General features: G+C 57.7%; 22 protein-coding genes. 11 read left to right on the top strand and 11 right to left on the bottom strand.

What is annotated here, in order from left to right; genetic code table 11:
• Nucleotides 1-35: 35 nt before the first annotated feature.
• From LMS44_RS20845 to pedF, 4 genes are read right to left on the bottom strand one after another with little or no spacing between them, the layout of a single operon-like run.
• Nucleotides 36-1811, bottom strand: coding sequence for an alpha/beta hydrolase family protein (locus LMS44_RS20845; protein WP_041159019.1), 1776 nt, complete (start codon nucleotides 1809-1811; stop codon nucleotides 36-38).
• A 13-nt stretch (nucleotides 1812-1824) separates the two neighbouring features.
• Nucleotides 1825-2769, bottom strand: a complete 945-nt coding sequence (locus tag LMS44_RS20840) for a quinoprotein relay system zinc metallohydrolase 1 (RefSeq protein WP_041159018.1) — start codon at nucleotides 2767-2769, stop codon at nucleotides 1825-1827.
• Nucleotides 2766-3593: a quinoprotein dehydrogenase-associated SoxYZ-like carrier gene (locus LMS44_RS20835; RefSeq protein ID WP_052475691.1), complete on the bottom strand. Its 828-nt coding sequence runs from the start codon at nucleotides 3591-3593 to the stop codon at nucleotides 2766-2768. The genes LMS44_RS20840 and LMS44_RS20835 overlap by 4 nt, the downstream gene beginning before the upstream one ends.
• Nucleotides 3594-3613: 20 nt before the next feature.
• Nucleotides 3614-4018 (bottom strand): cytochrome c-550 PedF, encoded by a 405-nt coding sequence (gene pedF / locus LMS44_RS20830; RefSeq protein ID WP_041159109.1) that lies wholly within the window; start codon nucleotides 4016-4018, stop codon nucleotides 3614-3616.
• 386 nt (nucleotides 4019-4404) lie between these two features.
• Between pedF and LMS44_RS20825 the strand changes: the two genes are divergently transcribed.
• From LMS44_RS20825 to LMS44_RS20815, 3 genes are all read left to right on the top strand, one after another.
• The gene (locus LMS44_RS20825) at nucleotides 4405-6306 is read left to right on the top strand and encodes a methanol/ethanol family PQQ-dependent dehydrogenase (RefSeq protein ID WP_041159017.1); all 1902 of its coding nucleotides are present in this window, start codon (nucleotides 4405-4407) and stop codon (nucleotides 6304-6306) included.
• A 70-nt stretch (nucleotides 6307-6376) separates the two neighbouring features.
• A complete protein-coding gene (locus LMS44_RS20820; RefSeq protein WP_052475690.1) occupies nucleotides 6377-7063 on the top strand; it encodes a pentapeptide repeat-containing protein in 687 nt (228 codons plus the stop codon).
• Between the two features lie 7 nt (nucleotides 7064-7070).
• Nucleotides 7071-7667, top strand: coding sequence for a rhodanese-like domain-containing protein (locus LMS44_RS20815; protein ID WP_052475689.1), 597 nt, complete (start codon nucleotides 7071-7073; stop codon nucleotides 7665-7667).
• Nucleotides 7668-7691: 24 nt separating this feature from the next.
• On the opposite strand, the gene pqqE is transcribed toward LMS44_RS20815, so the two are convergent.
• The 5 genes from pqqE to pqqA form a co-directional block, all read right to left on the bottom strand.
• Nucleotides 7692-8927, bottom strand: a complete 1236-nt coding sequence (gene pqqE / locus LMS44_RS20810) for a pyrroloquinoline quinone biosynthesis protein PqqE (RefSeq protein WP_052475688.1) — start codon at nucleotides 8925-8927, stop codon at nucleotides 7692-7694.
• Nucleotides 8920-9204, bottom strand: coding sequence for a pyrroloquinoline quinone biosynthesis peptide chaperone PqqD (pqqD, locus tag LMS44_RS20805; protein WP_041159016.1), 285 nt, complete (start codon nucleotides 9202-9204; stop codon nucleotides 8920-8922). The genes pqqE and pqqD overlap by 8 nt, the downstream gene beginning before the upstream one ends.
• A 16-nt stretch (nucleotides 9205-9220) precedes the next feature.
• Complete coding sequence (gene pqqC / locus LMS44_RS20800) at nucleotides 9221-10024, bottom strand: pyrroloquinoline-quinone synthase PqqC (protein ID WP_041159015.1); 804 nt, start codon at nucleotides 10022-10024, stop codon at nucleotides 9221-9223.
• A 28-nt stretch (nucleotides 10025-10052) separates the two neighbouring features.
• Nucleotides 10053-10976, bottom strand: coding sequence for a pyrroloquinoline quinone biosynthesis protein PqqB (gene pqqB / locus LMS44_RS20795; RefSeq protein WP_041159014.1), 924 nt, complete (start codon nucleotides 10974-10976; stop codon nucleotides 10053-10055).
• A 78-nt stretch (nucleotides 10977-11054) separates the two neighbouring features.
• Entirely contained in the window at nucleotides 11055-11126 is a 72-nt protein-coding gene (pqqA, locus tag LMS44_RS20790) for a pyrroloquinoline quinone precursor peptide PqqA (RefSeq protein WP_009722990.1), read from the bottom strand.
• Between the two features lie 407 nt (nucleotides 11127-11533).
• On the opposite strand from pqqA, the gene LMS44_RS20785 reads away from it, so the two are divergent.
• Both LMS44_RS20785 and LMS44_RS20780 read left to right on the top strand, forming a co-directional pair.
• Nucleotides 11534-13105: a Re/Si-specific NAD(P)(+) transhydrogenase subunit alpha gene (locus LMS44_RS20785; protein WP_022521513.1), complete on the top strand. Its 1572-nt coding sequence runs from the start codon at nucleotides 11534-11536 to the stop codon at nucleotides 13103-13105.
• Between the two features lie 16 nt (nucleotides 13106-13121).
• Nucleotides 13122-14564, top strand: a complete 1443-nt coding sequence (locus LMS44_RS20780; RefSeq protein ID WP_027958301.1) for an NAD(P)(+) transhydrogenase (Re/Si-specific) subunit beta — start codon at nucleotides 13122-13124, stop codon at nucleotides 14562-14564.
• 213 nt (nucleotides 14565-14777) lie between these two features.
• On the opposite strand, the gene LMS44_RS20775 is transcribed toward LMS44_RS20780, so the two are convergent.
• Together LMS44_RS20775 and LMS44_RS20770 are read right to left on the bottom strand one after the other, a co-directional pair.
• On the bottom strand, nucleotides 14778-16280 hold the full coding sequence (locus tag LMS44_RS20775) for a sensor histidine kinase (RefSeq protein WP_278369269.1): 1503 nt from the start codon (nucleotides 16278-16280) through the stop codon (nucleotides 14778-14780).
• Nucleotides 16277-16993: a winged helix-turn-helix domain-containing protein gene (locus LMS44_RS20770; protein ID WP_141440521.1), complete on the bottom strand. Its 717-nt coding sequence runs from the start codon at nucleotides 16991-16993 to the stop codon at nucleotides 16277-16279. Before LMS44_RS20770 ends, LMS44_RS20775 begins: the two co-directional genes overlap by 4 nt.
• A 175-nt stretch (nucleotides 16994-17168) precedes the next feature.
• On the opposite strand from LMS44_RS20770, the gene LMS44_RS20765 reads away from it, so the two are divergent.
• The 6 genes from LMS44_RS20765 (at nucleotide 17169) to katG (ending at nucleotide 24751) form a co-directional block, all read left to right on the top strand.
• Nucleotides 17169-17507, top strand: coding sequence for a pentapeptide MXKDX repeat protein (locus LMS44_RS20765; protein ID WP_051051790.1), 339 nt, complete (start codon nucleotides 17169-17171; stop codon nucleotides 17505-17507).
• A gap of 65 nt (nucleotides 17508-17572) precedes the next feature.
• Nucleotides 17573-18454 carry a cytochrome b/b6 domain-containing protein gene (locus tag LMS44_RS20760; protein ID WP_022521518.1) on the top strand — a complete coding sequence of 294 codons (882 nt, stop codon included), beginning with the start codon at nucleotides 17573-17575 and terminating at the stop codon, nucleotides 18452-18454.
• Nucleotides 18447-19247 (top strand): molybdopterin-binding protein, encoded by an 801-nt coding sequence (locus tag LMS44_RS20755; protein WP_278369276.1) that lies wholly within the window; start codon nucleotides 18447-18449, stop codon nucleotides 19245-19247. Before LMS44_RS20760 ends, LMS44_RS20755 begins: the two co-directional genes overlap by 8 nt.
• Nucleotides 19248-19536: 289 nt before the next feature.
• Complete coding sequence (locus tag LMS44_RS20750) at nucleotides 19537-21303, top strand: ABC transporter transmembrane domain-containing protein (protein ID WP_278369277.1); 1767 nt, start codon at nucleotides 19537-19539, stop codon at nucleotides 21301-21303.
• 28 nt (nucleotides 21304-21331) lie between these two features.
• Nucleotides 21332-22330, top strand: coding sequence for an aldo/keto reductase (locus LMS44_RS20745; RefSeq protein ID WP_278369306.1), 999 nt, complete (start codon nucleotides 21332-21334; stop codon nucleotides 22328-22330).
• Nucleotides 22331-22597: 267 nt separating this feature from the next.
• Nucleotides 22598-24751 carry a catalase/peroxidase HPI gene (katG, locus tag LMS44_RS20740; protein ID WP_278369278.1) on the top strand — a complete coding sequence of 718 codons (2154 nt, stop codon included), beginning with the start codon at nucleotides 22598-22600 and terminating at the stop codon, nucleotides 24749-24751.
• Nucleotides 24752-24842 lie beyond the last annotated feature (91 nt).

The following is a 24842-nucleotide window of genomic DNA, read 5'->3' as shown; positions in this document are numbered from 1 at the left end:
ACGACCTTGGTGCCGTCGTTAGGGGGCAAGTCATCTTATTGATAAAAGACCAGCTCGCGAGCCAGCATGGTTTGGCGCGCTTGAGGGTGGCGAATGCCGTGGCATTCGTTACTGAATAGCAGTGTTTGCGCCTCGCCGCCCTGCTGTTCGATATGCCGCGCCATTGCATGAGTTTGCTCTGGCACCACTACAGCGTCTTTGCCACCCTGGATAAACAGTGCCCGCAAAGGGCGCTGGCAACGGGTGATGTGGTAAGCAGGGCTGCGCTGGGCGAGCTGGGTCTCGTCTCCGATTAGCCAGGCCAAGTAGCCGGATTCAAAGCGGTGTGTTTTTGCTGATAGCGATAACGCATCGGTTACCCCGTACAGGCTAGTGGCCGCAGCAAACAGGGGCATGGTGGCCAGGGCATTGAGGGAGGTAAACCCGCCAGCGCTTTGGCCACGGATAAAGCAGCGCGCTGTATCTATTGCAAAGCGCTCGCAGGCGGCATTAACCAGGGCGATCACATCGTCAGTATCGCTAATGCCCCACTGGCCCGCTAAACACTCACGGTAGCGGCGGCCAAAGTTGCCGCTGCCCCGTGGGTTGATATCCAGCACATGAAAGCCCTGCTGTTGCCAATAGGCTACCAGCGGGTCGTAAATAGGGTAGGTGGCGGCGGTAGGTCCACCATGAACGCGGACAATCAGCGGTGCAGCGCGGTTGACTAAGGCTGAGTAGAGAAAGCCGTGCACCGTTTCGCCTTCGTTGCCAACGGGGGCTTCCAGCCATTGCGCGATGGCGGAATTTTTGGCCACTAGGCTACCCGCTACGTTATCCACAACGTTACCCGCTAGGCAGCGGTGTGGACAATTTCCGGTAAAACGTATCAGCTGGGCGGCGCTGGTAGCGCTTTGCACAATAGCGTATTCACCGTGCCTTGCCAGCGTGATGCTTACCACACGACCAGGGGTAGGTAGCACTGCTTCCACCTGCTCGCCGGAGCGTCGGTAAAGCTGAGCCGCCCCCTGGTGCAGTTGGCAGTAAACCTGCCGATTGCCCCTCCAAGCGTGCTGGTGCTCACCCAGTTGCCACGGTGTGGTGATGTGATCAACCGAGGCGCTGCTCAGGCAAAGGGGGGTGGCCAGGTTTACCTGCCAGGGCTGCCACCAGCCAGCGTGGTCGCTCATGCAGATCAGCGCGTTATGAGGGCCAAACTGCGGCTGGCTAATCGCTGCGCCGAAGTCCCAGCGCTCAAAGGCTACAAGCCTACCGTTAGCCATCACCTGTGCGAGGTGCAATTGGCTACGCTGCCACGGCATATGAGGCAGTGACCAGCTCACCCACGCTAAATAGTTGCCGTCGTCGCTTAATATCGGCGCGCCGTAGAAGTCGGCGCCTTCTGCCAATACCTGCCGATGGCTGGCAGTGATGGCGATCAGACGCTGACCATGGGTATCTTCCTCAACCGCTAATACACGCTGGCGCTTAGGGTCTGCGCACAGCCCTCCGTAGGCTGTTTGTGGCCGCTTCTGCCAGCAGTGGCTGGCGCCGTGGTGGTCGCGGTGCATAATCGCCTGGTCGTGCTGGCGCACCCAAACGATGCCCTCCAGCAGTGGCGTATAGCTGCCGCCGCCGTACTGGTTCACGCGGCTGCCCACAGCGTCATCTACCAAACATTGCGGCGCCTCGTTGCTGTCAGCCGCCCATCGCCAAAGCTGCATGTCGCCCGTTTGCGGGCAGCGAGCCAGCCAGTAAACGGCCTGGGAGTCGCTGTGCAGTTCGCCCAATGTGTCAGTGGGTTCGGCGGCATCTGCCAGGGTAAGCCGCATAGGTGTGTGCTCCTTATTGTGGGGTATCCCACAGCAGCCGTGTTTCATAGTGAGGATAAAGCTGCATCACGCTACGGGTAAACTCGTATTCAGTAAGCGCTAGGGTATTAAAGGTATCAGGAATCTCGACGGCCAAGGCATGGTTGGCACCCAGCCCTTCGCTAGCCACGTTACTGAGGTGCTGGTCTAGCCATGCGAGGTAGTGAGCGGTTTGCTCTAAAACCGTGTTGGGCGGCGCGCTGGGGCCATGGCCGGGCACGGCGATTCTGGCGTTGAGAGCACGAAGATCGTTAAGTTCTTCCTGCCACTGTTGCAAGCCAGGGCTATGAGCCGTGGCGGCAGCACGCTGGTAGAAGCCCATATCGCCCAAAAACAGTACCCCGGTGGAATGATCCATAATGACCAGGTCACCACCACTGTGGCCGCGCATGGCGTATAGCGTGAGTGGGTAGCTTCCCAGCGTTACCTCGCCTGCCTCAAGCGTGTCGGGTAGGGCAGTATGCGTGCGCGCCAAGCTGCGTCCGGTCAGCCGCTCTACGTTATCGATCAGTGCTGCTCGGTCGCGGGCCTTCAGCGCACGAGTGCTGGCTAAGGTGAGGTGCTCTGCCTCGTCGAAGGCGGCATTACCGAAAAAGTGATCGGGGTGGTGGTGGGTATTCAAAACCCAGCGTACGGGGTGGGAGGTGTGCTGAGCAATCAGTTTTTTTAGTGCTTCGCCAAAGCGTGGGCTGCTGCCGCTGTCGATGAGGATGGTGCCGTTAGGCGTGGCAATAAATGCTTGGTTGCCGATATGGCCGCAGTTGCTGGTGGAAAGCTCTTCTCTTAAGCCTTCCACCATCCAGGTGTTCTCTGCAATTGGCTGGGCAGTTAGCGCACGTTCGCAGAACATGACCGGCTCGTTGGCCGCTAACGGTGTGGTTAGTAGCGACGCTATGCTCGCCAGTAAGCGCATTTTCATGGCTTCAGACCAATAGAGAAGCGGTTGCCGTTGTTGTCCCGGGCGCCAATGACATAGCCTTCCGCAGAGGGACGCATATGAAGCCCTAGGGTGGGGTTGGCGCTCACCGACGCTTCGATATCCAGCGCGGCCACTTTCTGGCCCTGCTGATCCAGCAGCTCAAACGACTGTACGTAAAAGGCGGGTTGGCTGGGGATTAAGCCGCTGTCCATGGGGTGAGAAAGGCGCACCCGCAGGCGCTGTTCGCTCTCATTGGCAAACAGCCGACCCTGCAGCTCGCCGAAGGTGTTTTCCCAGTCGTTGTCAGCGCCGGCAATACCCGGCGTGGTACAGCCGCCGCCTTCTGCTTCAATGTAGGTGCCGCCCACATGCCAGGTAGCCCCCTGTTTCACTGCTACGCGTACCGCGGAAGCTTGTTCCAAGCGAATATTTAACGAAAGCTTGGCGAGACCATGGCTCATCGGTGAGTAGTGAAATAGGCGGGGAATAGGATTGAGATCCACCCAGGCGATGATGTCGGTTATCGGCTCGCCGCTGGCTTCTAATCCGCTGGCGTCTAACTCAATGGGCACTTGGCCTGAGTCTTCGGCGAAACTTGGCGCGCTAACAATGACCCGCTCATCAAACACCACGGGGGCGTCGCCCAAAAAGCGCTCGCGGTATACAGGCCACATAAAGGAATTAAGCGGATCCTGTTCAGCGCTGTTCACTGCGGCCAACGCGGTGGAGGGCAACATAACTATTAACCAGATAAACGCCGCGAGGAGTGCAGTGAGAGCCTCGGTGAGCTGTTGTAACGTGCTGATGGGTGTTGGGGTTGCCATAGTGCCTCCCAGCTTAGGGATTACTGTCTGGTCGTTTCGATGCTGACCGTTTCTAACCAGGTGCGGATGGCCCACAGCCCTTCTTGGCTGACGTAGTCGGACATACGCGGCATGAGTACACGGCCGTTGCGCTCGGATCCGTTCGTAACCAGCTCTTTGAACCACTCATCGCCCCATGGGCCGTTCTCCAGCTCGCGCAGGTCGGGGGCGATGCCGCCGGATTTCGCTTCCAGGCCGTGGCAAGCGGCGCAATTGCTGTTATAAGCGCGGGCGCCAATGTCCACGGCTAGATCATGCTGGGGGTGATCACGATAAGGGTTCTCTTCCCGCCATTCGTCACCTAAGCGCTCGAGATCTTTAATATCAACGGCTTGCGGGGTAACGCTGCCGTGAGACCATGCCAGTGGTGCAGCCAGCAAAGCCATAAGGGCGATAGCCCCCGCTTGGCCTATGGGTGTTTTGGTAGAGGCCGTTTTTGAGATGGCCGTTGTGACTGTTTTTGAGTGGGTTTTTGAGATGGTGTTTGAGATGGTTTTTGTAAGCGTTGTCATGGAATAGCTCCTCAGGGGATCAATGTATCGTCACCTGAGTGAGCATAGGCAGGCGCACATGCCGAACCTATAGCACCTTAGGTATCGCTAGCCTCCTCCTTTGGAAGTAGTGCTAATTTAGGATGAGAACGCGACTGGAGGGGTAGATGGGTTTTTGATCCGGGCTTCTAAGCTGAGTTTAGTCTTGCTGGCACCACGCAAGCAGTAGCTTGGCCGCTTTGCAGCCATTGCATTGTGATCATTACTCGGATGGAAAACCCATGACATACGCTATCAATAACAACACGTCAGCCCGCACAATTTCGTGGCCCTTTCGCCTGCGTACCCTCACTGCCGCTGTTGCTTATGCTTCTGCTCTAGGTATTGGAAGCGTTGCACTGACAGCCCACGCCAGTGAGGTGACCTGGGACGATATTCTCAATGACCATAACACCACTGAAACGGTGCTGATGTACGGCATGGGCGTGAAAGCCCAGCGCTACAGCCCGCTTGATCAAATTAACGCAGACAATGTAGAGATGCTGACCCCTGCATGGTCTCACTCCTTTGGCGATGAAATGCAGCGTGGCCAGGAGTCACAGGCGCTGATCCATGAAGGCGTTATCTATGTTACCGGCTCCTATTCACGTATTTTTGCCATTGATGCACGTACTGGAAAGAGGCTGTGGTCTTATAACCATCGACTGCCCAGCGATATTCGCCCCTGCTGTGACGTGGTGAACCGAGGCGCGGCCATATACGGCGACAAGGTGTTCTTCGGTACGCTGGATGCGGGGATTGTGGCGCTCAATAAAGATACCGGGGAAGTAGTGTGGCGCGAACGCTTTGGTGACCACCGCGCGGGTTATACCATGACTGGCGCGCCAACGATTGTAGAGGATAGCGAAACGGGCCGCGTATTGCTGATTCATGGCTCGTCAGGGGATGAGTTCGGTATTGTCGGTAAGCTCTATGCCCGTGACCCTGATACCGGTGAAGAGATTTGGATGCGCCCCTTTGTTGAGGGCCATATGGGGCGTTTGAACGGTGAGGAGGGCACCCCGACGGGTGATGCCAGCGCGCCCTCCTGGCCCGATGACCCAGACAGCGAAACCGGCAAAGTACAGGCCTGGAGCCAAGGTGGCGGTGCGCCATGGCAGAGCGCCAGCTTCGACCCTGACACCAATACCATTATCATTGGCGCGGGTAACCCGGCCCCCTGGAATGGCTGGGCACGCACCTCTGAAGACGGCGACCCGTCTGACTACGACAGCCTCTATACCTCTGGTCAACTGGGTATCGACCCCTCGACCGGCGAAGTGAAGTGGTTCTATCAGCACACGCCCAACGACACCTGGGACTTCTCGGGCAATAACGAAATCGTACTGTTCGAATACGAAGATGAGAATGGCCAAACGGTGAATGCGGGCGCCCACGCTGACCGTAATGGCTTCTTCTATGTCACTGACCGCACCAACGGCGAACTTATCAACGCCTTTCCCTTTGTCGATAACATCACCTGGGCGACCCATATCGATCTGGAAACCGGCCGCCCGGTTGAGGCTGAAGGCCAGCGCCCACCGCGATTGGAAGAGGGCCAAACCCGCTCGGAGCCTGTTGAAGTATCGCCTCCATTCCTGGGCGGTAAAAACTGGAACCCCATGGCGTATAGCGAAGATACCGGGCTGTTCTACGTACCGGGTAATCACTGGAAAGAGGATTACTGGACCGAGGAAGTCGAGTATGTAGAAGGCGCCGCTTACTTGGGTATGGGCTTCCGTATCAAGCGTATGTACGACGATCATGTGGGTATTCTGCGCGCCATAGACCCGGTGACCGGCGAATATGCTTGGGAGCATAAAGAGCCTATGCCGCTATGGGCAGGCGTGCTAGCCACCCACGGTGATTTGGTGTTTACCGGTACGGGGGATGGCTACTTCAAAGCCTTCCATGCTGAAACCGGGGAGGAGCTTTGGAAGTTCCAGGTAGGCACCGGCATCATTTCACCACCGGTTACCTGGGAAATGGACGGTGAGCAGTACATCGGTGTCACCGCCGGTTATGGCGGCGCAGTTCCGCTTTGGGGCGGTGATATGGCTGAACTGACGCGACCGATTGCTCAGGGCGGCTCGTTCTGGGTCTTCAAGTTACCGTCCTTCGTTAAAGAGCTGGCGAACCGTTAAGTTATTAACACCTCTTGGGCGGCCTTTGCCGCCCTTTTTTGAATGAAGATAACGGTAATGGAGAACAATAATGATAACTCGTCATACTGTGCCTTTATGGCGCCGTCAAATAACGGCGATGTTTCTCTACCTTAGCGTGATAGGCAGTGTCGTTGCCGATGACTATGTTGAAGCGTATCAACCGCCAGTGCATAACGGCTGCGAGCTGGTGCCAGGCGCCCAGTGCGCCAATAGGGACTTATCTGGCGGTGACTTTGCTAACCTTGATTTGCAAGGCGCTAACTTTGCGGGCAGCAATTTAGACGGCTCGGATTTCCGCCACAGCAATCTACGCAGCGTCGATTTTGAAGGTGCATCGCTCCGCAACGCTAACCTTAATCGCGCGCGTATGCCCAACACCCACCTGCGTGGTGCCGACCTTTCCCACGCCAGTTTGGTTGGGTTGGATAGTTGGAGTATTTATGCCCAGGGAGCGACGTTTGATCATGCTGACCTGACGGGGGCCAATTTGGCGTTCGCCCGACTGTCTGGGGCCAGTATGCAGGGAGCGAAGCTGATGGGCAGCAACCTGGAAATGGCCTGGATGAATAAGGTCAACCTGATAGGGGCTGATCTGCGCGATGCTAACCTGCAAGAAGTCAAAATGAACATTGCCCGTCTTAACGATGCCGATATGACCGGTGCACGTATCCACTACGGTAACTTCCAAATGGCTCAAATGGAGGGATGTACCGGCTGCCCGTTTGATTGGGAGTGATACCATCATGTCGACACAACACTCGGCGCACTCTGTGCGCCGCTATATCATTTGTTTGGTGTGGATAAGTGGAATAGTTAGCGGCGTGGCGGAGGCTGACGTGCCTGCCGCGGCGTTTAACCAACAAGGCTATCGGTTACCGCCATTTAAAGCACCCGTCACTGCACCGCTACCCGGGGTGACCACGTTAGATGACGATACATTTCAAGTATTGCTGGAATCGTCGTCGGTCATCCTGGTGGATGTCTACGCGCTAACTTGGCATAACGGCCTTTTTCTGCAGGATAGCCCTCACTTAACGATCCCCGGCAGTATTTGGCTGCCTAACGTGGGCGCCCCTACTTTGGAAGATGAATGGCGTGATTACTTCACGCAAACACTCGATGCGCAGCGTGAGAACGCAGAGGTAGCGCCGTTGGTGTTCTTTTGCCGCAGCGACTGCTGGCTTTCCTGGAATGCTGCCCGGCGTGCTGAGGCAATGGGCTATGAAGAGCTGTATTGGTACCCCGATGGGGTGGATGGCTGGCAAGCGAGCGGTCATTCATTAGCAGCTGTTTGCCCGCAGCTGCCTGCCCATGCTGAGCGAGCCACCTGCGAGCCTTAATGGGTTTATTACTGATAAATAGGTTTATTGCCGATAAATCAGCTCGGGCGTTTGGCGGGGCGAAGGCTCCGCTGAACCATCCTGGCTCTGTAACTGCCTTGTTTGCAACTGCTTTGATTGGCGGGCATTGCGGGGAATTAGGGTCGCCTGCTCAGGCTTGCTTTGGGCGTTTTCTGTGATAAGGCTCTCTAGCAACCCATGCTGGGGGGAGTGCTGGCACACCGGGTCAGTGGCGTTCATATCGCCGGTTAACAAATAAGCCTGGCAACGGCAGCCGCCATGGTCTTTATCGCGCTCGTCACACTGCTGGCAGAGCGTGGGCATCCACTGAGTGCCGCGAAAACGGTTAAAGGCATCGCTTTGGTACCAAATGTCCTGCAGCGATGTCTCTTTTACGTTGGGAAATGCCATCGGCAGCTCCCTGGCGCTATGGCAGGGCAACACGGCACCATCCGGAGCAACGGTCATAAAGATGCTGCCCCAGCCGCCCATGCACGCTTTAGGCGCTTGCTCAAAGTAGTCTGGTACTACAAACAGCAACGACATATCGCGGCCCCGTGCCGCCAGTGTTTCCCGCCAGCGGTTGGTTTCCTCTTCGGCATGTACCAACTGTTCACGGGTAGGCATCAACGCTTGGCGATTTAAAAATGCCCAGCCGTAATACTGGCAGTTGGCCAGTTCAACCGCATCCGCGCCTAGCTCATCGCAGAGGGCTATCAGCTCGCCAATTTGATCGATATTGTGCCGATGCAGCACCACGTTCAATACCATAGGGTAGCCAGCGGCCTTGACCGCTTTGGCCATGGCCAGCTTGTTGGCATGGGCCTTGGTAGAGCCGGCCAGCGCCTGGGCCAGTTCGGGGTCGGCAGCCTGCAGGCTAATCTGAATATGATCCAGTCCTGCCTCTGCCAGAGCGTCTACCCGCTGAGCAGTAAGGCCCACGCCAGAGGTCAGCAGGTTGGTATAAAAGCCTAGCTTGCGTGCTTCGCTGACGAGCGCTTCCAGATCTTGGCGAATCAGCGGTTCGCCGCCGGAAAAGCCCAACTGAGCCGACCCCATGGCCCGCGCCTGACGCAGCACGCTAAGCCACGCTTCGGTATCCAGCTCGTTTTGGTAGCGGGTAAATGCCAGCGGGTTAGAGCAGTAGGCACACTGCAGCGGGCAGCGGTAGGTAAGTTCTGCCAGCAGCCATAAGGGCGGTGAGATAGCTTCGGCGGTTGGATTCGCTTTGTTTTGATTAACCGTATTACCATTAACCACAGTGCACCTCCTTCACGGTCAGCCAGCCGTTGCTGCGGGCTTCTTCAATAAACTGCACGACATCGTCTGCTAAGGTCTCGGCGCCTGGATATCGCCGCTGTAGGGTGGCGATAATGTCAGCGACGGATTGGCGGCCATCGACCTGTTCAAGAATCGCTCCGGCAGTCGTGCTGAGTTTGACCATACCTTCGGGGTAAAGAATGACGTGGCAACCCTGAATGGCCTCCCACTGTAACCGCCAGCCGCGTCGCAGTTGGTAAATGTCTTGCTGTGCCATGTTGAATTCCCCGGCGCTAGTCAATCAAGGTCGAGTAAAGTGAGTGCTCAAGCCCACGGTGATATACCGCTTCACGGGTGACGGTGTGGTAAGGCGGGCGGTCTAACTGATAGGCCATGGTCATCGCATCCAACATGCTCCACAGCACATCGAGCTTGAATTGCAGGATGTCCAGCGCACGCTGCTGCAGCGCCACCGTTGTACACACGCTTAAGGCGATTTCCAGCCCGTGCTCAACGTCCCGGCGGGCTTCGCTGAGGCGCTTACGAAAGTAGCGATAGCCCTGCTCGTTAATCCACGGGTAGTGCTGGGGCCAGGTGTCCAGGCGGTTTTGGTGGGCTAGCGGAGCAAACAGCTCGGTAAGCGATGAGATCGCGGCCTCCTGCCAGGGGGCTTGGGCTACAAAGTGGCGGTAGGCATCCACCGCAAAGCGCACACCGGGTAACACGCGCTCCTGGGAAAGCAGCGTATGGCGGTGTAATCCCACGGCTTCACCGAGGGCCAGCCAGGCTTCAATCCCACCTTCATCATCAGCGTGGCCGTCGTGGTCTAACAGACGCTGTACCCATCGCCTGCGGGTGGCTGCATCCGGGCAGTTGGCCAGTAGCGCGGCGTCTTTTTGGGGAATCATCAGTTGGTAGTAAAAGCGGTTAGCCACCCAGCCCTGCAACTGTTCTCGGCTAAGTTCTCCGTTGGCCATCGCCTGCTGAAAGGGGTGGTTAAGATGGTAGTACTGCCCTTTACTCATCAGCGCTTCACGGAACGCCTCCCGATTGAGCGGGGTGGCAGCAGCGCAGGGTGTTATCGCGGTTAGCGCCATGATCAATCTCCTAATATTGGCGATAGGGCTATAGCGTAAGTTTCATACCGTCGTAAGCCGTTTCGATGCCTGCGTCTTGAAGTGTTTGTGCCGCCTCGCTGGTGCGGTCTAAAATCGGGTTGGTGTTGTTGATATGAATTAAAATGCGCCGCGTACTGCAGGGTAGTTCTTTAAGTAGCTCATACATGCCGCCGCTGCCATTGAGCGCGAGGTGTCCCATCTGTTGGCCTGTTGAGGTGCCAACGCCTAGTGCCTGCATTTCGTCGTCTTCCCACAGGGTGCCGTCCACCATCACCACATCGGCAGCGTGTAAGAAGCGCATGGCCAGTGGCGTGGGGTTGCCAAGTCCTGGGGCGTAGCACAGCGACTTACCGCTGCGGCGGTCGACCATATACAGCCCTAAATTATCGCCACAGGAAGTAGCTCCGCGCCGTGGTGAGTAGGGCGGGGCATTGCTGTGTAGCGCAAAGGCGGTAAGTGCGATATCCGGCAGGAAGGAAATCGAAAACTCGACAACCTCCTGATGCTCTTTCAAGCTAACCGGCTGCCAGCGCAGCCCGCCCCAGTGCTCCAACATTGGGAACAGTGGAAACCCAGTAGATAAATCGTCATGTACATTGGGCGTGCACCATACATCCAGCGGACAGCCCTCTCTTAGGGAAAGTAGCCCGGTGACGTGGTCGATCTGGGCATCCACCAGCAGCACGCCACGAATACCGCTGCCACGCAGTTCGTTTGGCCATAATTCCGGGTTGGCGTTGAGCTGGGCGCGAATGTCAGGGGAGGCGTTGCATAGCAGCCACTGTTTGCCATCAACGCTTAACGCAATGGATGACTGAGTGCGTGATTGATGGTCGCCGCTGCCTTGGCGAGCGTGGAAGCAGTTCGGGCAGTTGCAATTCCACTGAGGAAAACCGCCCCCTGCGGCAGCCCCAAGAACTATCACCTGCATAGGCTGGCCTCTTAAGTTGGTGTTGCGGTGAAAGCCCCTGCCTAGTATGAGCGAGCTGATATAGACAGGGGGCACGACTTAGCGGGTAGAGATATAGAGCGTTACTTCAAAGCCAAGGCGCATATCTTGATAGGTCGGTTTCGTCCACATAAGGAACTCTCCTGCGTTGTTAAGTATGTTGTCGTGAGTGGTATTGCAACTGTCGTTACAAGTGTTACTACCTGTGTTGATGCAGGTACTATCAGCGGTTCAGCGTTATTGCCATACCCGCTTCTTCAGTTAAGCACAGGTAAAGACAACTGCCTGCGGTACTTTGGAAGTAGTTTTCTCGCTCTTTTCGGTGGGGCTTGAAGCCTCAACCAGCCCATGTTGTAGTTAAACAACCCAGTTGAATCAAAGGTTGAATAGTATCTGGCAGCCGCCCCGTTAGATCCTAGACTGCTAACAGGCGTTTATGACGAAGGTCGAAAATGGGCAGTGCTTACCTGCTGTGTGGCGGCGCTGTAGTAAGGTAACTGTAGGAAGGTAACAGCAGAAAAAAACAAAGGAGAAAGCGAGTGAAAATAGGCGCACCGAAAGAGAGTGCCCGGGGGGAAGCGCGCGTCGCGCTGACCCCTGAGAGCGCGAAGCAGATCCAAAAACTGGGCCACGAGTGCTTGGTAGAAACCGGCGCTGGCTTGGCAGCGGGCTTTAATGACGACACTTATCGTGATGCAGGCGTTACCGTCGTGGACGGGGCTGATGCGCTCTGGAACGACGCTGAGGTGGTCATTAAAGTCCGAGAGCCCTCTGATGAAGAGGCCGAGCGGCTGCGGGAAGGCCAAACCTTGATTGCCTTCTTCTGGCCAGCGCAAAACGAAGCGCTGCTCGAGAAGTGCAAGTCCCAGGGCGCCACCGTTATTGCTATGGATATGGTGCCGCGTATTTCACGGGCGCAGAAAATGGACGCGCTCTCCTCCATGGCCAATATCGCCGGCTACCGGGCGGTGATAGAGGCGGGCAACAACTTTGGCCGCTTCTTCACTGGCCAGGTAACGGCGGCAGGTAAAGTGCCCCCGGCCAAGGTGTTGGTCATTGGCGCTGGCGTGGCGGGATTGGCGGCGATCGGCACGGCCACCAGCCTGGGCGCCGTAGTGCGCGCCTTTGACGTACGCCCCGAGGTCTCTGAACAAATCGAATCCATGGGCGCGGAGTTTCTGTTCCTCGATTTCGAAGATAGCCAGGACGGTTCCGAAAGCGGTGGCTACGCCTCGCCCTCAAGCCCGGAGTTCCGCGAAAAGCAGCTTGAGTGTTTCCGCGAGCAGGCGGCCGATGTGGACATCGTGATTACCACCGCGCTGATTCCCGGCAAGCCCGCACCTAAGCTGTGGTTGGAAGATATGGTCGAGGCCATGAAGCCGGGCTCGGTGGTGATCGACTTAGCGGCTGAGAAAGGCGGCAATTGCGATCTCACTAAGCCAGACGAGCGGGTGGTGTCGGATAATGGCGTGGTGGTGATCGGCTACACCGACTTCCCCTCGCGCATGGCAACGCAATCATCGCTTCTCTACGCCACCAATATCCGCCATATGTTGACCGATCTGACGCCAGAGAAAGACGGCGTGATCAATCATAATATGGAAGATGACGTGATTCGTGGCGCCACCGTGACGCACCAGGGTGAGGTCACCTTCCCACCGCCGCCGCCCAAGGTGAAAGCGATTGGCGCGGCCAAGCCGAAGAAGAAAGAAAAAGAGCCCACGCCGGAAGAGAAAAAAGCCGCCGAACATGCGGCGTTCAAGGCGCAAACCAAGCGTCAAATCGGATTGCTGGCTGTCGGCGGTGCGCTCATGCTGCTGCTTGGCCAGGTGGCGCCGACCTCATTTATGCAGCACTTTATTGTCTTTGTGCTGGCCTGCTTTATCGGCTTCCAGGTGATTTGGAACGTGAGTCATTCGCTGCATACGCCTTTAATGGCGGTGACTAACGCGATCTCGGGCATCATTATTCTCGGTGCTATTTTGCAGATTGGCACGAGTAGCGTGATCGTGGGCATATTAGCGGCGATTTCGGTGCTGATCGCGTCAATCAATATTGTGGGTGGCTTCCTGGTGACACGCCGGATGCTGGCCATGTTCCAAAAATCTTAAGCGGCGGAGAGACGATATGTTAGGACAAGGATTCGTATCTGCCGCGGCAATCGCGGCGAGTGTGCTGTTTATTCTGTCGCTGGGCGGCCTGAGTAACCAAGAAAAAGCCAAACGAGCCGTGTGGTACGGCATTGTGGGCATGGCGGTGGCGGTGTTCTTTACCGCTTTAGGCCCGGGTATTGGCGGCTACTGGTGGCTGATTCCGATGATGGTGATTGGGGCAGGCATCGGCGTGTACGTAGCGGGCAAGGTCGAGATGACCGAAATGCCCCAGCTAGTGGCGGCGCTGCACAGCTTTGTCGGTTTAGCCGCGGTGTTTGTGGCCTGGAGTGCGGACTTAGAGCGCCGCCGGGTCATGGCGGCGCAGGCAGTGGATGGTGCCGCACAGGAGTTTTCCGCTTTTGCCGCGCTGGTGGCCACCAAGGCCCCAGACGAACTCACCTTTCTGCAAATTGAGGTGGTTTTCGCCATCTTTATCGGCGCGGTGACCTTCACCGGCTCGGTAATAGCGTTTGGCAAGCTGGCAGGTAAAGTCGACGGTAAACCACGCCAACTGCCTGGCGGCCATTTGCTCAACGCCGGGGCGGCCGTGCTATCACTGCTATTGGCGATTTTGTACCTCAACGGCGCAGGCTTCTGGACGCTGCTAGTGCTCGCAGCGCTGGCGTTCTTTATTGGCTACCATCTGATTATGGGTATTGGCGGTGCCGATATGCCGGTGGTGGTCTCCATGCTCAACAGCTACTCCGGCTGGGCGGCGGCGGCGGTCGGCTTTACGCTCTCCAACGACCTGCTGATTGTCACCGGTGCGCTGGTGGGCTCCTCCGGTGCGATTCTTTCTTACATTATGTGTAAGGCGATGAACCGCAACTTCGTCAATGTGATCCTAGGCGGCTTTGGCGGAAGCACTGGGCCAGCGGCGGAGATCGAAGGCGAGCAGGTGGCGATTGACGCTGGTGGTGTAGCTAGCGCCCTGAACGATGCCGATAGCGTGATTATCGTGCCGGGCTACGGCATGGCAGTGGCCCAGGCGCAAAGCGCAGTGAGCGACCTAGTGCGTAAGCTGCGTGCAGCGGGCAAGACCGTGCGCTTCGGTATCCACCCGGTCGCGGGTCGCTTGCCAGGGCATATGAACGTACTGCTGGCAGAAGCCAAGGTGCCTTACGATATCGTGTTGGAAATGGATGAAATCAACGATGATTTCGCCACCACCGACGTGGTGATCGTGATTGGCTCCAACGACATTGTGAACCCTGCGGCCGAGGAAGACCCCAATAGCCCCATCGCTGGTATGCCGGTATTGAAGGTATGGGAAGCCAAGCAGGTGTTTGTCAGTAAACGCGGCCAGGGCACCGGCTACTCCGGTATCGAAAACCCGCTGTTCTTCAAAGAGAACACGCGGATGTTTTATGGCGATGCCCGGGATAGCCTGAATACACTGCTGCCGTTGATTGATTAGGCCTTTGCAACTTTTAGCTACCCATGCAACTTGGCTACCCATGCAACTTAGCTAGACGCTAGGTTACTAAGAGCCATTAAGTACTGAGCCCGCGAGCAATCGCGGGCTTTTTAGTTGCGCGACTGCCCATGGGTCGATGTCGATCAGTTCAGCGTCCATGTCGCGTTCCTCCAGCGTATTGACCGCATAGCGGGCGAGTCGAATGCCAACTCGTCAGCCCGGGCGGATCGCCCTCTCATCGAGTACCGTCCTCGGCAGCGTGAACCAGATACAGGTGCCTTTTCCCGGTCTGCTCTCGATGACGAGTTGGGACTCGTGGCGCTTCAGCACTTCGGAGACGATGGCGAGCCCCAGCCCGGTGCCTTCACCCCGCTCACGTCCAACCGTGGTGCGATAGAAGCGCTGTGAGATGAGGGGGATTTCTTTTTCGGGGATGCCGACACCGGTATCTCTGACCCCGATCTTGAGCCGGGTATCGTCGAACTCGAGAATCCGGATCGAGACCGTGCCGCCGGTGTTGGTGGCGGTGATGGCATTGTCGACCATATTGGTCAGCGCGTGATCGATCAGTTCGATGTCGGCGGAGACCTCGGCTATCGCCGCCTGGTTCTCCACACGAAGCTCGATGCCTTTCTCCAGCGCGCGAGGGTGAAATTTACCTAGAATGTCGTTGGCCAATTCGGCGAAGGAGAACGTGCTTGGGCATAGCGGTCGGCCAGCGATATTGGCGCGAGACATCTGAGAGAGCTGGTCGGCCAACTGGGCCAGTCGTTCCACGTTGGCGCGAATGGCGTCCAGACCGCTGCGTGTTTCATCGTCGAGAGGCCTGCGATCCAACTGCTTGGCATAGCCTAACAGGGAGGTCATCGGCGTGCGGAATTCGTGGGACAGGTTGGCGATGAGTTCCCGACGCTGGCGGTCGGTATCGTGCAGCGCCTCGACCTGGGCTTCGATGGTGGCCGCCATGTCGTTGAAGGCACGCCCGAGCCGGCCGATTTCGTCGTCGATCGACTCGGGACTGCGCTGCCGGTAATCGCCCTCGGCAAAGTGTTGGACGGTGCGGGTCAGCCGGGAAAAGCGGCGCGTCAGAAAAGCGAAGAGGGCGAGACCCACCGCCAGCGTCAATGCCAACGCCACGCAGCCTGCGATGAGCAGCGTGCGCGAGATGCTGCTCGTCTGCCAGATGTTGGCCATCGAGACGTCTGTGTTCGCCTCCAGTTGCACCATCAGATAGCCCGATTGCTGCTGCGGGCCGTAGGTGATTGGGGCAACCGAAAAAACGCCCTCGTCGCCCCGGCAGGGCATGTCTGCGTAGACCGGCAGCATGGGCATGTCGGAAAGCAGTTCGTCGATAGCATCCCGGTCGATTCGCCGGCCGAGTCCACAGCGGTCGGGGCCGTAAGCGCCAACCACCGTTCCGTCGGTGTCGAGCGCGTAGAGCGAGAGCGCCGGATTGATGGTCATGACCTGCTCTACGGCCGCTCGAGTCGAGGGGGCGTCGACGCCGTCGTCGAGCGAATCCTGCAGTACGCGGGTCAGGTGATGGGCCATGTCGATCTCATTGCGCTGCAGCCATTCGCGTCCCAACTGGTTGAACTGATCGACCGCCACCAGCGTGGTCGTGGTGGAGAGTGCGATCATGCTCACCAGATAGACGAACACGATGCTCGCGAACAGGCTGCGGTAGGTTCTGCGCAGCGATTGGCCGAGGCTCATGGGGCGTTCTCGTCGGAGGCTGATGCCGGGGCGTCGGTGAACCGGTAACCGGTGCCCCATACGGTGAGAATGTACTCGGGCCGCGCCGGGTCTGGCTCTATCTTGCTGCGCAACCGATTGATGTGCGTATTGACGGTGTGATCAAAGCCGTCGAATTCCGGGCCCCATACGGCATCGAGCAACTCGCTGCGGGAAAATCCCTTACCAGGGTGGCGGGCAAAGAACACCAGTAGGGCGAACTCCCGGGTCGTGAGTTGAATCATGTTTCCGTCGAATTTGACGCTGTAGCCGTCGATGTCGATCTCCAGCGCTTTTATCTTCATAAGCGTCGACGACGTACGCGCCTCCATCGCCTTTCGACGACGCAGAAGCGCTTGGATTCTCGCCAATAGGATGTCGGTGTCGAATGGCTTGGTGATGTAGTCGTCGGCACCGATTTCCAGACCGACGACCACGTCCCGCGTGCCGGCGAGCGCCGTCAGCATGATGATCGGAATGGTGGCGTCGTGAGTGCGAATGTCTCGACACACGGCGAGACCGTCGATGCCCGGTAACATCAGATCAAGAACGACGAGCGAGGCATTCTGCCATCGATGCAAGGCTTCTTCCCCGGTCGAAACCCAGGTCGGCTGATGGCCCGCCTGTACGAGAATGCTCGTTAATAGCCGACCGATATCGGGATCGTCCTCGACGCAAAGTATCGGGCACGACATATCGGTTCTCCTCTAAGTGAGCTGTGAATCCTAGCCCAATGTACCTCGTCAATCATCACGGAAACGTTATCACCGAACGTTATGATTCCGTGATGATTGAGCTGAATTTCCTGTTTATCTTGGGCAAGCCGTGTCGGACCGGACACGGTTTGCCTAGATAAATCAGGAGAGCATCATGACCCGCACGACACCCAAATATCTACTCGCCTTGAGTGCTGTACTGCTGAGCGGCGGCCTTGCCTTCACCACGCTCGCCAGTGCCCAGACCGACAATATGTCCCAGGACTCGATGAGTCAGGACGGCATGAGCCACGATGATGGCATGAGCCACGACGACGGCATGAGCCACGATGATGGCATGAGTCACGACGATGGCATGAGCCACGACGATGGCATGAGCCACGACGATGGCATGAGCCACGACGACGGCATGAGCCACGACGACGGCATGAGCCACGACGATAGCATGAGCCATGACGAAATGAGCAGCGACTCCATGGAGCATGCCAACTAAAAGTTGCGGTCCGGCAACCAGGCGCTGTCTGGTTTGCCGGACGCCTTCGTTTCGAGGTCAATATCATGTCTGAGTCTGTCAAAGCTACGATCGATAGTGACTCGACCGGTAATGTGCCCGGTGCGCCGGCCACACGAGTGATCAAACGACATACGTTGGCGACTCGTCTGTGGCATTGGACGAATCTTGTCTGCCTGATCGTGTTGCTGATGAGCGGTTTGCAGATATTCAATGCACACCCCGCGCTTTATTGGGGGGAGCAATCCGATTTCGCCAACCCTTTCATCGCGATACATGCGCGCACCGCCGAAGATGGCGAGCGCATGGGCGTGGTTCGCATCGCTGGGCAGGCGTTCGACACCACCGGTGTACTGGGGCTTTCCGATGACAACGGCCAGCTACGCGAACGGGCCTTCCCCCGCTGGGCGACGCTGCCGGGGGACAAGTGGCTGACGATGGGGCGCAACTGGCATTTTCTGGCTGCGTGGATCTTTGTGCCGCTGGTTGTCGCGTATCTGCTCTATATCCTGCTGGTGCCCCAACGACGACGGGCGCTGTTTCCAACGTGGGTGCAGTTGAAGAACATTCCGCGGACGCTACTTGATCATGCGCGGCTGCGTTTTCATCACGAAGCTGACTACAACGGTATCCAGAAGCTGACCTATCTTCTGGTGCTGTTCGGGTTGCTGCCAGTAATGATTCTGTCGGGGCTGACTATGGCACCCAGTGTCAACGCCGCCTGGCCGTGGCTCACCGAACTTTTCGGTGGACGACAGAGTGCACGCACCTTTCATTTTCTCTGTGCAACGGCCCTCATTGGCTTTTTCGTCGTGCACATCGCGCTGGTGCTGGTATCCGGCGTTTTCAACAACCTGCGTTCGATGGTAAGCGGTCGCTACCGCATCCAGGTAGAAGCGCATGACGGATCGGAGCCGAGGCATGACTGACTCGAACACCAGACTCTCGACATCACCAGAGCCTGACCGCGCTCGACGGCGACTACTGGGTGGCCTGTGCGCGTTGGGGGCTGGCACCTTCCTCACCGGTTGCGATCGACTGTCGGAAAGCGCGCCTGTGCGCGCGGCGCTGAGCAACGTCGAGCAACTCTCTTACAAGGCCCAGCGTCTGATCGCCTCGCGCCAGGCACTCGCCAAGGAGTTCGACGAGAGTCAGATCGCGCCGGTGTTTCGTCCCAATGGCACCACCAACCCGCAGGAGGATTACTATCGTGCCTGGGTCGAAAATGGATTCGCCGACTGGCGTCTGACCATCGACGGGCTGGTCGAAGAGCCGATGACGCTGTCGTTGCCGGCGCTTCGGGAGATGGCCTCGCGAACCCAGATCACTCGTCACGATTGCGTCGAGGGTTGGAGCTGTATCGGGCAGTGGACCGGCGTTCCTCTGGCGGATCTGCTTGATCGGGTGCGTCCGGCAGATACCGCGCGCTTCGTGGTTTTTCACTGTGCAGATCACACCTACGGTGGGACGGATCTGTACTACGAGAGCCTCGACATGATCGAGGCGTATCATCCGCAGACGCTGCTTGCCTACGATCTCAACGGCGAACCGCTACCAGTGGCCAACGGGGCACCGATCCGTCTGCGCGCCGAGCGTCAGTTGGGTTACAAGCAGGCCAAGTACGTGATGCGCGTCGAACTGGTGGAAAGCTTCAAACAGCTCCACGGCGGCAAGGGAGGATATTGGGAGGATAGGGGCTATGACTGGTGGGCGGGCATCTAGGCGATGACTACCGAGCGCGTGAGGGCTTCACTTTCGGCTCGTCGTACAATCTTTAACAGGCTATCTGTTGTCTGACGTCCCGATACTTCCGCTCAACGGCCGGGCCTGATCTTGGTACTCGATACGGTAAGAGGGCTTACACGTTCTTCATGAACCATCGTCTACCTAACGGTACGTACGGTGGTGTGCGAGGACGGGGGAGGTAACTCCCCTGCTACTCGATTCTGTGCAGGGCACTGCTACTCCTGCTATGGTCGAATACCCCCTTATGTATTGAGCAATCGCTACTATGAATCAACGCCCCAATCCCCGAGTGCTGCTGCGTTTGTTGGGTTTACTGCGCCCCTACCGCATGCGGTTGGCTCTGGCTGGCCTAGCGCTACTCATGGCATCGGGAAGCGTGCTACTGCTGGGGAATGGGCTGCGCTTAATCATCGACCGCGGTTTTCTGGACGCGGATGCGCAGGCGCTAGCGCAAACACTGGCCTTTATGCTGGTGGTAGTGGCCGTGCTGGCGTTTGCCTCCGCACTGCGCTACTACCAAGTGACCTGGATTGGCGAGCGCTTGGCTGCCGACCTTCGCCAGCGAGTGTTTGATCATTTACTCACTTTAGAACCCAGCTTTTTCGAGAGCGCAAGCGACGGCCGCGCCGCGGGGGAAATTGCCTCACGGCTGACGGCGGACACCAGCGTACTGCAGAGCCTGTTTGGCTCCTCGGTATCGCTGGCGCTGCGTAATCTGGTCATGCTGGTGGGCGCCGTGGTGCTAATGCTGGTCACTCAACCGTGGCTCTCGGCAATGGTGCTGATTGGCATCCCAGCCACTCTGCTGCCCATCGTGTGGTACGGCCGCCGGGTGCGGCGGCTTTCGCGCACCAGTCAGGATCGCGTGGCCGAACTAGGTCGCTATGCTGAGGAGGCGCTGAGCGGTATTAAAACGCTCCAGGCATTTACCCACGAGGCGGTGGATAAAAGCCACTATGGCCAGCGGGTTGAACAGGCCTTTGGCAGCGCCGTAGAGCGCACTCAGCAGCGTGCTTGGTTAACCGGTGTCGCTATGCTGGTGGTGTTTACGGCGGTTGGCTTAATGCTCTGGCAGGGCGGTCAGGCAGTGCTAAACGGAACCATGAGTGCGGGCGAGCTATCGGCGTTTATCTTTTACGCCGTGCTGGCAGCAGGGGCCATTGCCACCCTGGCCGAGGTGGCCGGGGATGTGCAGCGCGCGGCAGGCGCTGCCGAGCGCTTATTGGAACTGCTCGATACCCAGCCCGCTATCCAGTCGCCCGCACATCCGCAGAGCCTGCCAAGCCCTTCGCGTGGTGAGATTACCCTGGAGAACGTCACCTTTACCTACCCTGGTCGGGAAACCCCAGCGCTGAACGGGTTTGATCTACATATCAAGCCGGGAGAACGAGTGGCTGTGGTGGGGCCTTCGGGGGCGGGTAAAAGTACGCTCTTGGCGCTGCTGCTGCGCTTTTATGACCCTCACCAGGGGCGTATCAGCCTCGATGGTGTCGATGTTCGCACCATAGACCTCGCTGACCTGCGCAATGCCATGGGGTTAGTGGCGCAGGAGCCGGTGCTGTTTAGCGGCTCGGTGGCCGAGAATCTTCGCTACGGAGACCCCGAGGCTGATATCGATAGATTGCGCATTGCTGCCCAGGATGCCAGCGCTCTCGACTTTATTGATGCGCTCCCCCAAGGTTTTGACACGCCCCTAGGCCCCGGGGGTGTGCAGCTCTCCGGCGGCCAGCGTCAGCGGCTCGCTATTGCTCGGGCGCTGCTCAAAAATCCTGCGGTACTGCTGTTGGATGAAGCCACCAGCGCCTTGGATGCGGAGAGTGAGCGGCTGGTGCAGCAGGCGCTGGATCGACTGATGGTGGGGCGCACCAGCATCGTGATCGCCCACCGGTTGGCGACTGTCATCGCCGCTGACCGCTTGCTGGTGCTTGATGGTGGGAAACTGGTAGCGGCGGGTACCCACGCTGAATTGCTCACCACCAGCGCGCTCTATCGTCATTTAGCCGCGTTGCAGTTTGGCGGTGAAACGTTATAAAACGATTCTTTTAATGATGGGAATACCGATGTCGAGCTTCTTTCAGCGCCTTAATGCCGTAAATGCCCCTTCGATTGGTCTGGGCTGTATGAACCTCTCCCACGGTTACGGCAGCATTGTGCCGGAAAGCGCAGCCCTACGGGCGTTGGATGAGGCCTTTGATATGGGCTATCGCCACTTCGATACCGCCACGCTGTATGGCGCCACGGCCAATGAGAAAGTGGTCGGGCACGCCCTGGAGGGCAAGCGGCACCAACTCTTTCTGGCCAGTAAATGCGGCATGGCGATGGACCCTGAATCAGGCAAGCGGGTCATTGATGGCCGCCCGGAAACCCTGCGAAAACAGTGCGAAGCGAGCCTTGCGCGCCTGCGTACCGACCATTTAGATCTCTACTACCTGCACCGCTTGGATCGCCAAGTCCCCATTGAAGAGAGCGTGGGTGCGCTGGGGCGCCTGGTGGAAGAAGGCAAGATTGGTGGCGTGGGGTTATCTGAAGTCTCTGCGCTAACGTTGCGGGGCGCGGTCACCGAATATCCCATTGCCGCGGTGCAGTCGGAATACTCGCTGTGGACGCGCAACCCGGAAATCGCCCTGATCGATGCGTGCCGCGAGGTGGGAGCAGCCCTGGTCGCGTTTAGCCCTCTGGGACGAGGCTTCCTAACCGGTGCCATTCAAGATCCCTCGCGTCTCGAAGAGGGCGATATGCGCCGTAATATGCCGCGCTTCAGCGCCGAAAACTACCCCCATAATGTAAAACTATTTGAACGCCTTGCGTCGCTGGCGCAGGCCTTAAGCGTCACGCCGGGGCAGCTGGCACTGGCGTGGCTGAAAGCCAAAGGCGGCGATATTATCCCCATTCCCGGCACTCGCTCCGCTGACCACATGCGCGAAAATTTAGCCGCGGAAACGCTGCACCTCGATGTCACCACAGTGCAGCAGTTGGATGCCATGATGACGCCAGAGCAGGTCGCAGGGGCTCGCTACAGCGAGGCGCAGCAAGCGGATATCGACACCGAAGAATTTTAACCACTGTAGCGCCAGCAGACTGCCGATGCATAAAAGCTATTAGATCGGTCACTAAAAGCAAATTGTTCCTATGAGGGATCTGCTTTAAAACAGTACCAAGTGAGTGAAGCGCCCTTCCCCTGCACAGCAGGCAGAGCGATAGCACTATCGTAAGCATTAGGGGGCTCACCGTCAGTCGACTTGGTAGCCGCTCTTTTCAACATACCCAAGACGAACGCAACCAAGACAAAAGCCGTTAAGACACACTGAAGTTAGAGGGAGAGAGCTATGAGTGGTAAATGTCCTGTAATGCATGGTGGTAATACCTCCACAGGCACGTCTAACAAAGACTGGTGGCCGGAAGGAATTAACCTGGATATCTTGCACCAGCATGACCGCAAAACGAACCCGATGGATGCTGATTTTGACTATCGGGAAGAGGTCAGAAAGCTCGATTTTGACGCGCTGAAGCAAGACGTTCACACGCTGATGACAGACAGCCAATCCTGGTGGCCTGCCGATTGGGGCCACTACGGCGGTCTAATGATCCGTATGGCGTGGCACTCTGCGGGTACTTATCGCCTGGCAGACGGCCGCGGTGGCGGCGGTACCGGTAGCCAGCGTTTTGCACCACTCAACTCCTGGCCGGATAACGTTAGTCTTGATAAAGCGCGCCGTCTGCTGTGGCCGATCAAGAAAAAGTATGGCAACAAGATCAGCTGGGCCGACCTGATGATCCTGGCCGGTACCGTTGCCTACGAATCCATGGGGCTACCCGCTTATGGCTTCTCCTTTGGTCGCGAAGATATTTGGCACCCGGAAAAAGATATCTACTGGGGCGATGAGAAAGAGTGGCTGGCACCTTCCGACGAGCGCTACGCGGACGTTGAAAAGCCGGAAACCATGGAAAATCCGCTAGCTGCGGTTCAGATGGGTCTTATTTACGTTAACCCTGAAGGTGTTAATGGTGTGCCCGACCCGCTGAAGACCGGCCAGCAGATACGCGAAACCTTCGCTCGTATGGCGATGAACGACGAAGAGACCGCAGCCCTGACTGCCGGTGGCCACACCGTGGGTAAGTGCCACGGTAACGGCGACGCGGCAGCACTGAGTGCTGAGCCCGAAGCATCGGACGTTGAAAATCAGGGGTTGGGCTGGGGCAACCCAACCATGGGTGGCAAAGCGAGTAATGCCGTAACGTCTGGCATTGAAGGCGCCTGGACAACCAACCCAACGCAGTTCGATATGGGCTACTTCGATCTGTTGTTCGGCTACGAGTGGGAGCTGCGTAAGAGCCCAGCAGGCGCTCACCAGTGGGAACCGGTGAACATTAAGGAAGAGGACAAGCCGGTTGATGCCAGCGACCCCTCTATTCGCCACAATCCGATCATGACCGATGCGGATATGGCCATGAAAATGGATCCGACCTACCGCGCCATTTGTGAAAAATTCATGGCGGATCCGGAGTACTTCAAGCAAACGTTCGCTAAAGCATGGTTCAAACTGACCCACCGTGACCTAGGCCCGAAATCGCGCTACATCGGCCCGGAAGTGCCCGCTGAAGACCTGATCTGGCAGGATCCTATTCCGGCTGGTAGCACCGACTACAGCGAAGAAGTGGTTAAGCAGAAAATCGCCGAAGCCGGCCTGAGCATCAGTGACATGGTCAGCACCGCCTGGGACAGTGCTCGCACTTACCGCGGCTCTGACATGCGTGGCGGCGCCAACGGTGCCCGCATTCGTTTAGCGCCTCAGAAAGACTGGGAAGGCAACGAGCCTGCGCGTCTCGCCAGCGTATTAGCAGTGTACGAGAAGATTTCTGCTGACACTGGCGCAAGCCTTGCCGACGTGATCGTTCTGGCCGGTAGTTTCGCCATTGAGAAAGCCGCCAAAGCCGCAGGCTACGACGTTCGCGTACCTTTCCTGAAAGGGCGTGGCGATGCTTCTGCTGAAATGACCGATGGCGAATCGTTTGAGCCGCTAGAGCCGCTGGCTGACGGTTTCCGTAACTGGCAGAAGAAAGACTATGTAGTGAAGCCAGAAGAGCTGTTGCTGGATCGCGCTCAACTGATGGGGCTGACAGGGCCGGAAATGGTCGTGCTACTGGGCGGTATGCGTGTACTCGGCACCAACTATGGTGGCACCAAGCATGGCGTGTTCACCGACCGTGAAGGCCAACTGACCAACGACTTCTTCGTCAACCTGACCGACATGGGCAACACTTGGAAGCCGGTGGGCAAAAATGCCTATGAGATCCGCGATCGTCAAACCGACGCTGTTAAGTGGATCGCTTCCCGTGTTGACCTGGTGTTCGGATCTAACTCGCTGCTGCGCTCTTACGCGGAAGTCTACGCCCAGGACGATAACGACGAGAAGTTTGTCAAAGACTTCGTCGCCGCCTGGACGAAAGTGATGAACGCGGATCGCTTTGACGTCGCTTAAGCGCTCACACTAAGTACTGGGCACTTTAGTTCTTGTGTAAGTAAGCCTGCATCTTAGGATGCAGGCTTTTTTATTAGGCGCTCACTAGAAG

It is taken from the genome of Halomonas profundus (assembly GCF_020865425.1).
Lineage (GTDB): Bacteria > Pseudomonadota > Gammaproteobacteria > Pseudomonadales > Halomonadaceae > Vreelandella > Vreelandella titanicae.
Note: the sequence above shows the minus strand (reverse complement) of the source record. Positions and strands in the feature narration are given on the sequence as shown.

What these genes read in the sequence shown, in the direction of transcription:
- LMS44_RS20820 (WP_052475690.1), top strand. Translation starts at nt 6,377, where the DNA reads ATGATAACTCGTCATACTGTGCCTTTATGGCGCCGTCAAATAACGGCG.
- LMS44_RS20770 (WP_141440521.1), bottom strand. Translation starts at nt 16,993, where the DNA reads ATGTCGTGCCCGATACTTTGCGTCGAGGACGATCCCGATATCGGTCGG.
- LMS44_RS20780 (WP_027958301.1), top strand. Translation starts at nt 13,122, where the DNA reads ATGTTAGGACAAGGATTCGTATCTGCCGCGGCAATCGCGGCGAGTGTG.
- pqqB (WP_041159014.1), bottom strand. Translation starts at nt 10,976, where the DNA reads ATGCAGGTGATAGTTCTTGGGGCTGCCGCAGGGGGCGGTTTTCCTCAG.
- LMS44_RS20840 (WP_041159018.1), bottom strand. Translation starts at nt 2,769, where the DNA reads ATGAAAATGCGCTTACTGGCGAGCATAGCGTCGCTACTAACCACACCG.
- LMS44_RS20775 (WP_278369269.1), bottom strand. Translation starts at nt 16,280, where the DNA reads ATGAGCCTCGGCCAATCGCTGCGCAGAACCTACCGCAGCCTGTTCGCG.
- LMS44_RS20825 (WP_041159017.1), top strand. Translation starts at nt 4,405, where the DNA reads ATGACATACGCTATCAATAACAACACGTCAGCCCGCACAATTTCGTGG.
- LMS44_RS20765 (WP_051051790.1), top strand. Translation starts at nt 17,169, where the DNA reads ATGACCCGCACGACACCCAAATATCTACTCGCCTTGAGTGCTGTACTG.
- pqqD (WP_041159016.1), bottom strand. Translation starts at nt 9,204, where the DNA reads ATGGCACAGCAAGACATTTACCAACTGCGACGCGGCTGGCGGTTACAG.
- katG (WP_278369278.1), top strand. Translation starts at nt 22,598, where the DNA reads ATGAGTGGTAAATGTCCTGTAATGCATGGTGGTAATACCTCCACAGGC.
- LMS44_RS20845 (WP_041159019.1), bottom strand. Translation starts at nt 1,811, where the DNA reads ATGCGGCTTACCCTGGCAGATGCCGCCGAACCCACTGACACATTGGGC.
- pqqC (WP_041159015.1), bottom strand. Translation starts at nt 10,024, where the DNA reads ATGGCGCTAACCGCGATAACACCCTGCGCTGCTGCCACCCCGCTCAAT.
- pedF (WP_041159109.1), bottom strand. Translation starts at nt 4,018, where the DNA reads ATGGCTTTGCTGGCTGCACCACTGGCATGGTCTCACGGCAGCGTTACC.
- LMS44_RS20835 (WP_052475691.1), bottom strand. Translation starts at nt 3,593, where the DNA reads ATGGCAACCCCAACACCCATCAGCACGTTACAACAGCTCACCGAGGCT.
- LMS44_RS20755 (WP_278369276.1), top strand. Translation starts at nt 18,447, where the DNA reads ATGACTGACTCGAACACCAGACTCTCGACATCACCAGAGCCTGACCGC.
- LMS44_RS20815 (WP_052475689.1), top strand. Translation starts at nt 7,071, where the DNA reads ATGTCGACACAACACTCGGCGCACTCTGTGCGCCGCTATATCATTTGT.
- LMS44_RS20750 (WP_278369277.1), top strand. Translation starts at nt 19,537, where the DNA reads ATGAATCAACGCCCCAATCCCCGAGTGCTGCTGCGTTTGTTGGGTTTA.
- LMS44_RS20745 (WP_278369306.1), top strand. Translation starts at nt 21,332, where the DNA reads ATGTCGAGCTTCTTTCAGCGCCTTAATGCCGTAAATGCCCCTTCGATT.
- LMS44_RS20760 (WP_022521518.1), top strand. Translation starts at nt 17,573, where the DNA reads ATGTCTGAGTCTGTCAAAGCTACGATCGATAGTGACTCGACCGGTAAT.